Consider the following 14105-nt stretch of genomic DNA (forward strand, 5'->3'; position numbering starts at 1 on the left):
CAGAGATAAGTGTAATTTCATGTTGTTTGGACTTTATAGTCTGAGTGGTTAAAGCTTGGGCTATTTTCATAAATAGAGGTTTCTTCTCAAGCGGAACAGTGGTAAAAATAAAAATAAAGTGCTTAGTAAAAGTAGGGCGTTGGAATGCAAACCACAGTAAAATATGTTGTCTTGAAAAGTCTTGACTATCAATTGGGAACACCGTTATTTCAGGAAGAAATCGATGCTGATGGTCAATATTTTGATCAGATTCCAAGCACGCTTTCTTATCAGAACTTACAGTTTAAGGTGATAAGCAAGGAGCTTAAACGTTTACATCTAGCTGAAGAGCAGGAAGATACTCAGACTATTATTGTTAAAGTGGTCAATATCTAATAAAAAATGAGTCTAATAAGTCTCCTTAAAGGAGACTTATTATATAGAAGTGATCTAATAAAGATAATTTAAAACAATGAGTTTACCTAAATTAATAGTAAAAAAAAGAAAAAATTATTTAAGTCAAAATCAAGATAAAATCTATAAACAAAAATTATTATTGAGGAAATTATTTTAATTATCGTATTAAGATGTGTTTAAAATATTTTAAAAAATGGATTATGAATATTTAATTCGATTTTCAAAAAATATTGCAAAAGATAAATTTTTTTATATATTTATAAATATCAAAAGCATAAGTTATGGTAAGTTGTATTTAATAATATTTTTCAATTTTTCTATATATAAAACAGAGCTTAAGTTATTTCTTTTATTGGATAATAGTTTTGATTTTTATATCTTTCCTTATGTTTCTTTTGCATTATATTAGGTAATTTATGTTGCTCATTAATCTCCACTTCAATTACTTAGCTTACTATTTTTTACATTGAATTAAACTGTAACAGGTCAAAGGTTGGATAAATCTAAAAAATGAGTAGAGTGGTTATTAAGTCGAAACTCTATCGGCTTTTAATTTAAAGCAAATAGTAAGGAATACCACCATGGCTAATAACCAACAGCAAGACCAACAGAACCAACAACAGCAACAGCAAAATCAACAACGCAATCAAGATCAACAGCGTCAGCAAAATAACCAGCAAAATCCAAATCAGCAACAACACAACCAGCAGCAACAACAGCCGCAGAGTCAAAGTAATCAGCAACAACAGCAGCAACCGCAGCGCAATCAGCAACAAAACCAGCAAGGCCAACAGCAACAACAGCCACAGCAAAAAAGTAACCAGCAACAACAAAATTCACGAAATCAACAAGATGAGTGAAAAATAAAGCGTTAATTCTTTCCAGAATATACGCTATTTATAAAAAACCGCCTGAATAAGGCGGTTTTTTATGCATTTACTTTTTCTTATAAAATTGAATATATCAACTAGGAACACTGAATATTAGCTTTCTGCTTGTAGAAATTCAGCGCATTGTCTAGATCTTGGAGTAGATCCTTTTCTGTATATTCCTGAGGGGCAAGTTGTAGTAGTGCTGGCATGTAATTATTTTTATATTCTTCAGGATACTGGTTACAGAGGATGCGGATTCTTTCTTCTATACTAATTGTTGAAGAATCTAGTTTATCCAGATAAACACTGAGCTGGTTATCTGACTGTTCAAACTGTGCTCTGATATTTGAATCAGGTTTGGCTGAGCTCTCTGCTTGTTGTTTTTGGCAACCACATATTGCCACGCTCATCAAGACAGTAATCAGTATGCGTTTTTTCATAGTGCTAAATGTTGATATGCCTTATATGAAAAATTATAGAGATAAATAGCGAAAAAGAAAGCAGCCATCTGCAAATTTTATAAGTTGTTGAGAAACTATATATAGTTAGTAGCAAGTATTTTAAAAATGAGAATCTTCTCCCAAAATTTGAACCAAGCTTTTTAATATTTATTTGAATTGATCATCTTTAATATTTGGATGTTTATTGGTCAAATTTGAGGGGTGAAAATATTTTTGCCTAAAATACAGACATTTATTTAACAGAAATAGTGAATATTTCACATTTGGAAACATTGAATCTATATATCCTACACAGATTGGGTGGTTGGCTAGTGATATCTTGGCGTCATTCTAAAAAACTTAATTTAAATAATTAAAAATCAGCATATTACAAAGCCTGTTCAATTGAGGAGAGTTGAACAGGCTTTTTCTTTTTCGCAACAATCTTCTTTTTTGATACTGATTGTAGTTTTCGCCCCTGTTGTTCACATAAGTTTTCATTCACAACATAAAGCATGAAAATTCTCTCAAGAGAAATACATGAATAGATGTTATTTATATATCTCTTTTCACGAAAAGACAGGACAAAGCTATGATGAGATGTATATGCGCATTTGGCATGGGCGTGATGGTCGGCTGTTGTTTTAAATCTTGCAAAGAAAAAATGTGTCAGATGATGAGCAACGAGCATTGTAAAAGTGATCATTGTAAAAAGGACCAGATGACTAAAGCTGAAGAACCTATACGGACTTAGCTCTGAAGGCTTTAATTTACCTAAATACGGAGCAGAGTAGCGAAGTCGTTCCAGCTTATTCAGCTGATCCAAATCATGATGTATTGGATCATTTTATATTTGAAGCAATAAAGCTCGATTCAGAATCGAGATTTATATAAAAGGAGAAAAACATGATGCAATTTATATTTTGTTTATTTGGTCTTCATGGTGCAACTGAAATCGATTACACCTGTGATGATGATGAAATAAAAGAGTGTCGTGATTGCTTGAAAAATATTGAATAATATTCCAACAATAAACGTAAAGCCTTCCCAGTTCAATCACCAGGTGGCGAGGGCTTTACTGATGAAATTTTCCTTATAATAGAGATAAGGTTGGAAGATTTTCGTATTTGGTCTCGGTGAAAACAAGATTTGGTTGATTACGATACTTATGTATCCGGCAAGATAAATTTATATTCGTCATGTTTTTTCTTCCATGAATATGATAAAGGCCATGGGAAAGAAGTATTGTAAATGTGATGCTTAAAACAGTCTTTTGATTGCTGGCCATTATTGCACCACATTTTCTGTCTTTCTGGTGGAAACAACAAAGTCAGTCAAGCAGACTTATCTGAGGTGGTGACGTAATCGCATTTCAGACATATTGAATAACACACGTTAGCAAAATATTCAAAAAACAGGGGTCGTCTGAATCCTTTAATTACACCGCCAAGACTCTCTATTAACCAATAAGTAAGTTTATATTCTCATACGGTATTATCCTCCAATCAGCTATCGAGACTTATTAACTTATGTGTGACAGGTGCTGTGAGAAGTGAGTACCTGCTGAAGAGATTAAATTTCTATAATGTAGAAACATAAATAACATTGATGTTTATTGTCAGATGTCATATTTATTTTGAGTAAACAGATCGAGGAGATATATATGACAAATAAGCCAGAGCAAAAGCAGGAATCAAATCCACAAAAAGAATCAAATGACGATAAAGGGAATCAGGAATCTTATAAGCATGTCAAGCCGGAGAAAAAACCCAATGCCGAGCCAGAAAATCCATTGAGAGAGCAGAAATAAGTATTTTATATGAATAAAGCCCTAACTTGGTTTAGGGCTTTTCAGTTGGTCCACAAACCTTGCTCTTTAGGCCTTGCTATAAATTCATCTTTCATTTCAAAGAAAAAATTATGCGCTTGTTCATGGTCGCAGTTGAGCCAGTCGTGTCGTAATTCTTCAGGAATCACAATAATCGAACGTTTTTCATCATTCAGCTTGTGAAACTGTTTCATAAATGGGTGCTGATCCGAATTTATGGTAAGCATCGAAAAGGATCTGATTTTCTCACCTTCAATCAAGGCATCCTCATAAATTGCTGCAACTGTGAAAGGATGACCATCTTCACGTGAAATACCAAACCAGTGTGGTTTATCGTCTATATATTTAGGCTCAAAGAATGTATCGACTGGGACTAAAGTAAACTGGTTATTTTTCCAGGCATGTCGAAAACTTGGTTTGGATGCCACTGTTTCACTCCGGGCATTGTAGGTATGTCTGCCATATTTCAACTCTTTTGCCCAAGATGGAACCAGTCCGAAACGTGCAATATCCAGATCAAACTCGTCCGCACCACGCATAATGATTGGGGCGGGTGCTAATGGATAAACATGCGTTTTTATTCCGAGTTCCAGTTGTTCTTCATGAATATCTAGTAAGGAAAGACGTTTTTTTGAAGGGAATTCATAGTTCGAGCACATAGAGAACCTCTTTCATTCTCATTGTTGTTTGCTAAAGAATTAAGGAATCAAAATGGGGAACTCAAAAATCAAAATTATGAGTTTCAGCAAAAGCTCTAATACTTGCTTTAGCTACACGTTTGCGAAGGAATAAAATTTGGATCAATTAAAGTTAATTGGCCTGTAGCAGGCCCGAATTAATCTCAAATAAATGAAATATTACGTTTCGATATTCGTTACAGCTTAACTGCGATAAGCGTGTTAATGGCGTACTCAGGCCATAATAGCTAAACTTTTAATGCTATGCAGTCTAGTAACAGACTGCATATTTTATAGATTTCATATAGTTACCGTGATCACAAATATCTAATCGACAAAAATATGAACATTAATTTGTCTCACAAGTACTCATAAATTTTCCTTGTTCAACTGAGTTGATAAAGTCTTCGACCATAAATTGACTTTGTCTTAAAGAGCCATGATGATCTGCACCTTCAACAGTTTTAAATGCAATCGGCTTTTGCTTGGTACACATCAGCTGATAATAGGCATGAGTACCTTGATAATCTACAATCTGGTCTTTATTACCCTGAATTATCATTACAGGGACGGTAGGTATCATATTTTCGATGGATTGTTTTTTCGAGTATTCTATTAAGGGATTAAGATCTGCATCGGGTTTGAAAACTGTTTGAGGTGCTTCTTTCACATCGGCTTGTAATTCCGATAAGCCATGATTACGCGCATAATTAACAATCTGGGCCATTTCAGGACTCAATAAATTCATAATATTGAGGCTAGGATCCGCGGCTTCAGCACCTAAAAGAACGATAGGAAGAAATGCAACCACACTTTTTTCGATTTGAGGATGCGAGGCTGCGTATTGAGCAATTCCCTCATATTGATATCCTCCTGGGGCGACGACCAGTGCTCCACGTAACTTTAACTCAGGTGCATCTTTTTGCCCATGTGCAGCTACCATTAGGGCAGCAGCGCCTCCCTGACTGTGACCCATGACATACCATTTCCTGCTAAAATGATAAGGCTTTAAAAAATGAAGTGCTCTTACAGAGTCAACCACAGTATGCAGTTGGCTCTGTGCATTCATGTAGGGGTGTTTGCCGGGTGTACCTAAGCCCTGATAATCGGTGGCAACTACTGCATAGCCCTGGGCAAGCCAGGCATCAAGTGGTTTGGAAGCAAGCTCTTGATAGGCATGTACGGGTCCACCGACATAATCACCAGAGGGGGCACAGGTATCTGCCACTCCGGTGGTGCCATGTGCCCAGGCTAAAACGGGCCAGCCACCTCTAGGTGGTTTGCCTTGTGGCAATAAGACAAATCCGGAGACAACAATGGGTTCTGAATGTATACCACGGCTGCGATAGGTGATTAAAAATCGTTGGGCGGCATGGGGAAATAAATCAGTACTTTGTTCCTCGATAGCGAGTAGAGTTCCGGGGGTCTTCGCGGCAATATCACAATTATGATGATTGCATTTCTGGGAATCCTGATTCTTGCATTTCCGGGAAATAGCAGGAGAGGCGAGCAAATAAGCAGAGCCTAAGCCTGCACAGCCTACTATAATTTTCAGGAGAGGACTTTTTGTTTTCATCACAGATACCATTTCAATTTTTATAATTTCATTTTTAATATAGCAGTCCTAGCCATGTTTCTAAATTAACTATTAACAAACTTTGTAAACTAAAATTATTAAGCTAAATTTAATAAATTGGGCAATAATCGCTCTAATTTTAGTTTAAGTTATAATTTAATTAATAATTCATATATATTTAGTTTTCAGTGTGGTTCTAATCTTTTAGTAGCATTCATCTCATGTCTAAGCTGACTGATACGCTCATAAATCACCTTTCGCATCCGGTTTATTCCTCCCAGAGGTTTGTGTTCCGGTACTGTATGCCATGGCGTAAAGGAGAGGTTTTCACAAAATTTGTTTTGTTCAGGCGTATCAAAAACCTGTTGAGGAATATGAATAGTCGCTAGCTTGTAAAAAGGTGCCTGGCTTTCTGGCCATTCGGTTATGGAATCTTCGACCGACATGCTGTTTGATGTTCGGGGTTGTACCAAAAACTCCATACATGCCTCACTTTTTTGCAAATGGTTCCGCAGATTTTCTCTTAGAAAATTATTGTGGGGATTATAGGGTATAGGATCTGTTCCTTTTGAACATGCTTGGGCTGAATACTTTACAGCTTGACGACCACTGCCTGTTCCTAATTGATAGGGCACCATGGACCAATATCGGGTTTGCAAAGGATTAGAAATTTTATTTCTTGTATTTAAGGCAATCCAGGTTCCTTTAGCCCCTAATGCAAAAGGGGTATGCAATTTTTTGAGAAAGCTTTCACTATTTATATCCTGCATAAATGCCATATAACGAGCTGGATCATTCACAAAAAAAACCGGATGATTAATCATGATGAAATCTTGAGTAGACATTTCATCATGATTTAAAAGTTTTTCTCCCGGTACTGCCAAAAGCTTTATTGCCATGCCACGGGCATCTTTTTTAATATCTGCTTGTTTAGCATTACTAGATCCATTAGAAAAACGAATCCAGGCTTGATAGGTTTTTCCGGGAAGAAAAACACCTTGTGCCAACTCTTTGGGAAGTGCTTCATCTATCTTGAACTCTGCGCGTACACAACCGTGTGCCTTAGGGTGTGCATCACGTAGCGCGATACCGGTGGAATACTCTTTCTGAATAGATTTCTCAATAATGTCTGCGATCTTTTTAGCTGTGATTTCTTCATCAGGATAAAGGCTTTCATTTAAACCACGATCTATATTGGGATAAGCGATACCTTTGGGAGATTCAGGGGTTATAGGCGAGGTATCAGCATATATAGTGTTAAAGATACTGATGGTCATCAGCGGGAGGTAAAGTAGGCCCAAGCCTACAGCTCTTATAAAGTCAGGCATTGAGTATCTCCTTGATATACCGCTAAAGTTAGTTTTAACTTATGATCTGAAATTCTTTGAAGGCCCTTTAGACCTATAATAATGATCATATTTGTTTGATTATCATTCTTTATGAGGTGCTCTATTTCAAAGTAGGTTTTTACTTTTAATTCAACTTAATAATAAAAATAGGGATCCTGACTGTTTTTTGCCACTTTATTGCAGTTCTTGCACTTGATACTTTCAATAGAGTAGCGCCCATGAGTTTGCTTGCCTTCTGCAGCAGCAATAATAGAAAATTGCTGAGTATCATTAAAGCTATAGTCATCCTGTGCTTCACAAATAGAACACTTGATAATTTTTCTATCGCAGTAGATGTATGCTTCGTTCATTATGTATCTCCTGATTCTTGGTTTTATATTTTCACTGTTTATCATCATCCAATATTATGTAATATTCACCTAGAACTATATACTGAATAGCTTGTTTTTATTAAATTTTTTGTGTACACATTGATAGATTATTGAGATGAAAATACAATTAAGGTGATGTATGCTTAAAAATAAATTACTTCCATAATGAGTTTGTATGGAAAATAAAAATAAAATTATAGTGAAAATCCAGTCTACTTAATTTAGGGGAATTAATTGGGCTTTTTTAATACGAACAAAATGTGAATTTAAGTTTCGTAAAGTAAAGGTTTAAATACGTTTTCTAACTATTTTAAAATCTAAAACTGTTTTATCTTTTAATGCTTATTAATTCGACCAGAAGATATAGGCATTCACATGACACAGGAAACACTGGTTTTAGTATATGATGAAGCTCTGAAGGTGCATGGTTCAGCTACGCATGACATAAACGGTAAGTTGAAATTTCTTGCAGAATACTTATCATTGTATACAAAATTAAGGAATGAAGCAGCTCTTATTGAAATTAAGACTTTGACCGTACGATTCAAATACAGATCTAGGTCTAGAACCTATTGGGTATTCGATATGCCTGAAATATCTAATAAAAAGCTATATATTGAATATCTTTTTGATTTAATTGGCGAATTTAAAAGGCTGTAATAATCATTATAAATTACTAGCAATTGAATATTTAACATCTTTAAAAGACAGAATTTTATAAAACTCATAGATAGGTCATATAGCAGTAGGGTCTCTCTATTTTAAACCTCTTTTATTAGGAGGTATTTTTTTCCTGTTAAAAAATCAAGGTTTTAATTTCTGTTTTTAAATCTCTATTTCATAATGTGTATTAAGATTGGTGATAAAGCAAGGCTCATATAAACCGTCTGTCTTAGATATGATCCTACTTTTATTTGTTAAAGATAGAAGCTTATAAAATTTATTTATCATTTATTCTCGCAGCAGTGTCCTTGAATGCTTGTGCCGGAACTCCAGATACAGAAGCCATTCACAAGCCTGAAATAATAAAAAAATGCGTACCTGACAGTGCAGCTAAATTAGCACGTAAGACATTAGCAAGTGAAGCTGATATCAAATCAAAAACAAATGCTGAGATTGTTAGACTGGTTGCACCGGGTCAACCTATCACTAAGGATTATCATCCAGGACGAATCAATGTAATTGTTGATCCACAAACTCAAAAAATTGTTAAGGCATTTTGTGATTAAAAACTAAAAAGCAATAGTCTACAGAATCTTCTTCGGGAGGTTATGTCCATTATAACTGTTAAAAAAATACGAAATTCGCCAAATCATCAAGCTGAAAGCAAGATACTTTTTTTATTAAGCTTTCTGTTTAAATAGAATGTATAGAGATTGTTGTTAAGCCTGTAGTCGAGGCTATCATATTCTGTATGATTACTTTTTTATCCTGAAAAGACAAAATTTTATGAAAATTATCCAGAATTTATCTTTAATGTTAGTTGCTGTCGCATTGACAGCATGTGCAAATAATCCTGAACAGATGCCTCCTCACCAAGGAAATACTATGAGCAGCTGTATATCTGATGAAGCAGCAAAACTTGTTGGGCAAACTGGTTTATCTGAAGCGACAATTAAGGCAAAGACTAAAGCTGAAATTGTACGTATGGTGGCGCCTGGCCAGCCGGTAACTTTAGATTACCGTTCAAATAGAATTACAGTAGTTACTGATCCACAAACTAAAATTATCGTTCAAGCATCTTGTGGCTAATAACTCAAGACTGATTAACAAAAAGCCATCTTCGGATGGTTTTTTTATGGTGGCAATTTATGGACGCTCATTAATCTAAAACCCTAACCCATAAGCCTCTATCCAAGAAGAAATCTCGCCATCAATCACAACCATTGCTAACCTAACTTATTCAGATGTGAAAAAGCGGCAATTTGAATTCATGCCAAATAAGATCAAGTGCATATTCAAAATAAATTTCCATATTTAAATATCGTAGATCACTGATTAAAATGACGAGATCTATGAATCCCAAATTATTTTTAAAAAGAATTATATAAAATTCCAAGAGTGATAAAATTATAAGAATTAGCAATTTAGAAAGGAATCTACAAAAATAAAATTTGTAGATTGTAGAAATGCAAAATAAGGTCAATTCAGTGCAGTTAAGAACCACTTTTAGTAAGTTGCAAGTTTTGAAAATACAAGGATATAGATATCTATGCCAGCTCTAGCAATTCAGCATAGACTCAGTGGATTCTACTTTTTTTACTATGCAATTGTCGGGGCGTTCCTGCCTTTTTGGAGTCTGTATCTTGAAGATCAGGGCTTCAATTATCAGGAAATCGGGATTTTATCCTCTATTGCTATTATTACCCGGTTCTTTGCGCCGTTGATTTGGGGCTGGATTGCAGACAAGTCGGGTAAGCGAATGCTGCTGGTGCGTATAGCCACCTGGATGGAAGCTTGTATCTGGCTTATGATTTTCATTATTCCGAATAGCTTTCAATCTGTAGCCTTACTGATGCTGATTTTCAGTTTTTTTCAGAATGCCATTCTGGCTCAGTTTGAAGGCGTAACCTTGTTCTGGCTCGGAGAAAAAAGAGCAGAACTCTATGGCAAAGTACGAAAATGGGGATCTGTCGGTTTTATAATCGGTGTATTCGGCTTAGGTACCGTCTTTGAAATTATCAGCATCAGCATGTTGCCAGTCTTGTTGCTCTGTATTTCATTTCTGGCCTTTCTCTGGTCATTTACTATTAAAGAACCAAGGACGGCACCCACTGCACAGAAACAGCTGGAACCTTTATGGCCGATATTCAAACGTCCTGTCGTGTATAGTTTTTTTCTGATCGAATTAATTCTGTTATTTTCGCATGCACCGTTTTATAGTTTTTATAGCAATTATCTAAGTCAGGCTGGATTTAGTACCAGCCAGATTGGTTTGCTGTGGTCAGTCGGAGTTATTGCGGAAATTATCATGTTTGCCTATGCAACATTCTTTCTGACACGCTGGTCATGGCGTCATCTGGTCACAGTATGTTTATTAATGACCGGATTGAGATGGTGGATGGTCGGGATGCTTCCTGCCTCATTCCTGGCACAGTTTTTTGCTCAAACGATTCATGCTTTCAGTTTTGGCTTGTTTCATATGATCGCAATGCGGGTAATTTTCCAGAATTTCTCTGCAGGTCAGCAAGGACGTGGACAGGCACTTTATAGCACTATGTGGGGTATCGGGGTAGCAAGTGGTAGTATTCTGGCTGGTCATTATTGGGATCAAATAGGCGGAACATCTATCTTTATCGCTGCTGCGGCATCGACCTTGTCAGGTTTATTGCTGGTTTTCGGGTTGCCTAACAAAGTCGAACTGCAAAAACAGGCTTGAACATATTATCTTGACATTAAATACGGATTTTTGAGTATTGCCCAAACCACGGCTGTACCTGCTCCAGTTGGGCTGCCAGTTGGAGCAGTAGATCTTCACGTGCAAACGGCGCAATAAATTGTGAACCGAGCGGCAGGTTCTGGTCATTCCAGTACAGCGGTACTGACATCGCCGGAAGGCCGGTAATATTGGCGAGCTGGGTAAAGGGCACCCATTTCAGATTTTCTTTAACAATTTTATCGACCAGTTTACCTTGTGCCAGCAAATGGGCTTTACCCACATTCAATAAAGCTTTTAAAATTGGTTTTTGCCAAGTAGGTGTTTTGACCTCACCATTTTTCGGAGCCACTGTCGCCGTTGCAGGCGTCAAATACAGATCATAATCATCAAAGAAATGATTCATCTGGGTTACATACTGACCCCAGTTATTAAGGTTCTGGATGTAATCCAGCGCGCTGGTCTTGGCTCCGAAAGCGGCCAGTGCCAAAGAGTCCAGTTCAAAATCATTCGATCTAGACGGATAGCTTTTCTGGATTTCATCCAGCATGAAAGAAAACTGGCTAAACCATGTGGTAATAAAATCCTTGGCCAACTGCATCCCATCAATCGCTGGACGGTCTTCAATCACTTCATGACCCAGAGACTCTAGTAGTTTTGCTGTATGTTTGATAGCTTGAATTGCATCCTGAGAGACAGGTGTGCCAATCGTAGAATAAGTGCTAAACGCGATCTTCAGCTTCTTGGGTGGCTGCTGAATCACATCCAGATAATGATGTTGAGGACGTTGAATTTTAAACAGTGAACTATGATCTTCACCATGAGTAGCATCCAGCATTGCAGCACTGTCACGCACCGTTTTGGTTAATACATGCTGAATTGCGGCACCATGCATGGCTTCACTCATTTGTGGTCCCCAAGGTGTACGGCCACGACTCGGTTTTAGGCCGAAAAGACCACAATAGGAGGCAGGGATACGGATCGAGCCCCCACCATCACCAGCACCCGCAATTGGCACAATTCCGGCTGCCACAGCAGAAGCCGAACCACCTGAAGAGCCGCCACTATTATGCTGTAAATTCCACGGATTCTTACAGCTACCCCAGGCATCTGGTTCAGTAATACCTTTAATGCCAAATTCAGGCGTATTGGTGCGTCCAAAGGTCACAATTCCGGCTTTTTCCCAGCGATTGACAATCTCGGCATTGGTCTCAGCAATATAACCAATCCGTTTTAAACCCTGACAGCCATAAGAAGTCGGATAGCCTGCATATTCCTGAAACAGGTCTTTGACCAGAAAAGGTACACCGGCAAAAGGGCCAGACAGATTTTGCTGGCTACGTTTTAACGCGTGTTCATGCATCGGGATGATAATTGCATTCAGCTCGGGATTGGCAATTGAGCTACGTTCCAAAGCAGCAGATAAAAGTTCACTTGAATGTACCTGTTTATTGCGGACCAGTTCAGCGAGCCCTAGACCGTCATATTGCAGATATTCTTCTAATTTCATTGCCATTCCCTAGCGTTGATACTGTTTTAAGGTTGTAGAGGTTTTATACTTAAGATGCAAGTACCACCTGATTGCGCCCACGATGTTTGGCCTGATATAGGGCTTGGTCTGCAATATTAATCAGGTTTTGCAGATCTTGGGAGTTGGGTTCATTTTGGTGGGTGATGCCTATGCTCACTGTAATATACAAAGATGAGCCATCTGATTGATGCATCGGGGTTTTCTCCACAAGGTCTCGAATCCGTTCTGCAATGATGCGGGCTTCTGAAGGTTCAGTATTCCAGAGTAAGAGTACAAATTCTTCTCCGCCAATGCGTGCAAATAGATCCTGGGCACGTAAGTTGTTACGTACAATTTGTGCAAAGTGTTGCAGGACTTTATCACCGACATGATGGCCAAAATGATCGTTCAGGCGTTTGAAATAATCAATATCCAGCATGATCACTGAAAATTCCATCGTCTTGGCATATTGCAGTAAATATTCACCTTTCTTAAAGAAGAAATGACGATTCATGGTTCGCGTCAGACTATCGTGATTAGCCAGATATAGAACCCTTTTAAACAGTTCATTGCGGTTTTGGCTGATAATACACAGGATGAGCGGAGATAAGGCCAGCATAAACAGCCCGATCCGCAGTGAAATATAAATCGTGGAATCGGCCAGTATGGTGTGATTGGTTGCATAAAACTGTGTCAGGCTGTAATAGGTCAAAATGATGACAAAAGCATTGATCATCGTCATGGTAAACAGACGATATGTCAATGCAGCCCAGATCAGTGCAGCCAAAGGGTAGAGCATTGCACCCGGGCCTGCAAAAATATTGGTAATGATGACACAGGCCACGACTGAAGATGCCGGTAAAAAATAGCTGAAATAATTACGTTTTTGACGACGGTTTTTAAATAGATGCTGCAGGTCTTTTATTCTTGGGAATGCCAAGATTAAAGGGAGAAACACGATATAATTCACCATTTCACCAGTCCACCACAGACCAAAATCAATCCATAAATTTTCTTTAGTCATGAATGAATTTGGTAGATTAGGCAAGGTGAGAACTGCAAAGGCAGCACTGGCCAGACAGCCTGCAAAAGCGAAGATGCCAAATAAATGAACGAAGGTATAACCGGTATTATAGTATTTGTAATTAATCTTGAAATATCGAATAAAAAATATCGAAACAATGGTACTGATCAAATTGGAAAGGGTAAGAAACAGGCTTTGCAGTAAACCATTCCCGGTGACCAGATCTGCAAACATAAAAGCACTGAACGCGCCTAACCAGCCTCCCAGATTATTTAAATGTGGAAAGCGTAAAAATAGGGCCAGCAAGGCCGCATTCGCCGGCCATAATAAGGCCAGATACTCTAGCGGTCTGGTTGCGATCCCAATAAGACAACATACTAAAACAGCAAAAACAATAACGAAATAAGCATGAGTTTCATGATTTAATTGTTTTTCTGTTATTCGAGCTAATTGCAAATTTAAAGTCCTATATTCAAATTTTTAAGTGTGAATGATCACTTTGTTTAGCAACTAAGTTTGACCCAAAATATGATTTTATTGTTTGATTAATCTGTTATTAATACGAACTATTAAGATTCTTATATACGAAATATATACAAAAAAAATCAGAAAAGAAATCTATGTTTTTAAACAATGTGATAAATAGTTTCTGACTCTGTATTGAAATTGCGTTAGAGCGGGACATG

14 protein-coding genes and 1 pseudogene are annotated in these 14105 nt (G+C 37.3%); 7 read left to right on the plus strand and 8 right to left on the minus strand.

The genetic code is table 11. The annotated features are described in order from the left end of the window. The first annotated feature begins 144 nt into the window (after positions 1–144). Positions 145–375: a hypothetical protein gene (locus tag AY607_RS06265; RefSeq protein ID WP_064102078.1), complete on the plus strand. Its 231-nt coding sequence runs from the start codon at positions 145–147 to the stop codon at positions 373–375. A gap of 602 nt (positions 376–977) precedes the next feature. Continuing rightward, a complete protein-coding gene (locus tag AY607_RS06270; protein ID WP_064102079.1) occupies positions 978–1256 on the plus strand; it encodes a hypothetical protein in 279 nt (92 codons plus the stop codon). Positions 1257–1363: 107 nt separating this feature from the next. Here AY607_RS06270 and AY607_RS06275 read toward each other — a convergent pair whose 3' ends face one another. Further along, complete coding sequence (locus tag AY607_RS06275) at positions 1364–1708, minus strand: hypothetical protein (protein WP_064102080.1); 345 nt, start codon at positions 1706–1708, stop codon at positions 1364–1366. 388 nt (positions 1709–2096) lie between these two features. Next, on the minus strand, positions 2097–2399 hold the full coding sequence (locus AY607_RS15040) for a hypothetical protein (protein WP_171254942.1): 303 nt from the start codon (positions 2397–2399) through the stop codon (positions 2097–2099). A 972-nt stretch (positions 2400–3371) separates the two neighbouring features. Between AY607_RS15040 and AY607_RS15045 the strand changes: the two genes are divergently transcribed. Next, positions 3372–3518 (plus strand): hypothetical protein, encoded by a 147-nt coding sequence (locus AY607_RS15045; protein ID WP_171255284.1) that lies wholly within the window; start codon positions 3372–3374, stop codon positions 3516–3518. Between the two features lie 41 nt (positions 3519–3559). On the opposite strand, the gene AY607_RS06285 is transcribed toward AY607_RS15045, so the two are convergent. The 4 genes from AY607_RS06285 to AY607_RS06300 form a co-directional block, all read right to left on the minus strand. Further along, positions 3560–4195: an SOS response-associated peptidase gene (locus tag AY607_RS06285; protein WP_064102081.1), complete on the minus strand. Its 636-nt coding sequence runs from the start codon at positions 4193–4195 to the stop codon at positions 3560–3562. Positions 4196–4562: 367 nt separating this feature from the next. Next, positions 4563–5801, minus strand: a complete 1239-nt coding sequence (locus AY607_RS06290) for an alpha/beta hydrolase family protein (RefSeq protein WP_413772519.1) — start codon at positions 5799–5801, stop codon at positions 4563–4565. A gap of 173 nt (positions 5802–5974) precedes the next feature. After that, positions 5975–7117: a catalase family protein gene (locus tag AY607_RS06295; RefSeq protein WP_064102082.1), complete on the minus strand. Its 1143-nt coding sequence runs from the start codon at positions 7115–7117 to the stop codon at positions 5975–5977. 155 nt (positions 7118–7272) lie between these two features. Continuing rightward, positions 7273–7488 (minus strand): hypothetical protein, encoded by a 216-nt coding sequence (locus tag AY607_RS06300; RefSeq protein WP_064096117.1) that lies wholly within the window; start codon positions 7486–7488, stop codon positions 7273–7275. Positions 7489–7884: 396 nt separating this feature from the next. Here AY607_RS06300 and AY607_RS06305 point away from each other — a divergent pair, with 396 nt between their 5' ends. The 4 genes and pseudogenes from AY607_RS06305 to AY607_RS06320 all read left to right on the plus strand — a co-directional run bounded on the left by AY607_RS06305 (position 7885) and on the right by AY607_RS06320 (position 10888). After that, positions 7885–8169, plus strand: coding sequence for a hypothetical protein (locus tag AY607_RS06305; protein WP_064102083.1), 285 nt, complete (start codon positions 7885–7887; stop codon positions 8167–8169). Positions 8170–8423: 254 nt separating this feature from the next. Continuing rightward, a complete protein-coding gene (locus AY607_RS06310) occupies positions 8424–8738 on the plus strand; it encodes an I78 family peptidase inhibitor (RefSeq protein WP_081408801.1) in 315 nt (104 codons plus the stop codon). A gap of 334 nt (positions 8739–9072) precedes the next feature. Beyond that, positions 9073–9261, plus strand: a pseudogene (locus AY607_RS06315) (I78 family peptidase inhibitor); the annotation flags it as partial. A 460-nt stretch (positions 9262–9721) separates the two neighbouring features. Beyond that, a complete protein-coding gene (locus tag AY607_RS06320; protein WP_064102084.1) occupies positions 9722–10888 on the plus strand; it encodes an MFS transporter in 1167 nt (388 codons plus the stop codon). A gap of 16 nt (positions 10889–10904) precedes the next feature. On the opposite strand, the gene AY607_RS06325 is transcribed toward AY607_RS06320, so the two are convergent. Together AY607_RS06325 and AY607_RS06330 are read right to left on the minus strand one after the other, a co-directional pair. Then, the gene (locus AY607_RS06325; protein ID WP_064102085.1) at positions 10905–12395 is read right to left on the minus strand and encodes an amidase; all 1491 of its coding nucleotides are present in this window, start codon (positions 12393–12395) and stop codon (positions 10905–10907) included. Positions 12396–12444: 49 nt separating this feature from the next. Further along, a complete protein-coding gene (locus AY607_RS06330) occupies positions 12445–13875 on the minus strand; it encodes a diguanylate cyclase (RefSeq protein ID WP_064102086.1) in 1431 nt (476 codons plus the stop codon). Between the last annotated feature and the right edge of the window lie 230 nt (positions 13876–14105).

The organism is Acinetobacter sp. SFA (genome assembly GCF_001647535.1).
GTDB classification, from domain to species: Bacteria; Pseudomonadota; Gammaproteobacteria; order Pseudomonadales; family Moraxellaceae; genus Acinetobacter; species Acinetobacter pecorum.

What these genes read in the sequence shown, in the direction of transcription:
- AY607_RS06265 (WP_064102078.1), top strand. Translation starts at nt 145, where the DNA reads ATGCAAACCACAGTAAAATATGTTGTCTTGAAAAGTCTTGACTATCAA.
- AY607_RS06270 (WP_064102079.1), top strand. Translation starts at nt 978, where the DNA reads ATGGCTAATAACCAACAGCAAGACCAACAGAACCAACAACAGCAACAG.
- AY607_RS06275 (WP_064102080.1), bottom strand. Translation starts at nt 1,708, where the DNA reads ATGAAAAAACGCATACTGATTACTGTCTTGATGAGCGTGGCAATATGT.
- AY607_RS15040 (WP_171254942.1), bottom strand. Translation starts at nt 2,399, where the DNA reads ATGCTCGTTGCTCATCATCTGACACATTTTTTCTTTGCAAGATTTAAA.
- AY607_RS15045 (WP_171255284.1), top strand. Translation starts at nt 3,372, where the DNA reads ATGACAAATAAGCCAGAGCAAAAGCAGGAATCAAATCCACAAAAAGAA.
- AY607_RS06285 (WP_064102081.1), bottom strand. Translation starts at nt 4,195, where the DNA reads ATGTGCTCGAACTATGAATTCCCTTCAAAAAAACGTCTTTCCTTACTA.
- AY607_RS06290 (WP_413772519.1), bottom strand. Translation starts at nt 5,801, where the DNA reads ATGGTATCTGTGATGAAAACAAAAAGTCCTCTCCTGAAAATTATAGTA.
- AY607_RS06295 (WP_064102082.1), bottom strand. Translation starts at nt 7,117, where the DNA reads ATGCCTGACTTTATAAGAGCTGTAGGCTTGGGCCTACTTTACCTCCCG.
- AY607_RS06300 (WP_064096117.1), bottom strand. Translation starts at nt 7,488, where the DNA reads ATGAACGAAGCATACATCTACTGCGATAGAAAAATTATCAAGTGTTCT.
- AY607_RS06305 (WP_064102083.1), top strand. Translation starts at nt 7,885, where the DNA reads ATGACACAGGAAACACTGGTTTTAGTATATGATGAAGCTCTGAAGGTG.
- AY607_RS06320 (WP_064102084.1), top strand. Translation starts at nt 9,722, where the DNA reads ATGCCAGCTCTAGCAATTCAGCATAGACTCAGTGGATTCTACTTTTTT.
- AY607_RS06325 (WP_064102085.1), bottom strand. Translation starts at nt 12,395, where the DNA reads ATGAAATTAGAAGAATATCTGCAATATGACGGTCTAGGGCTCGCTGAA.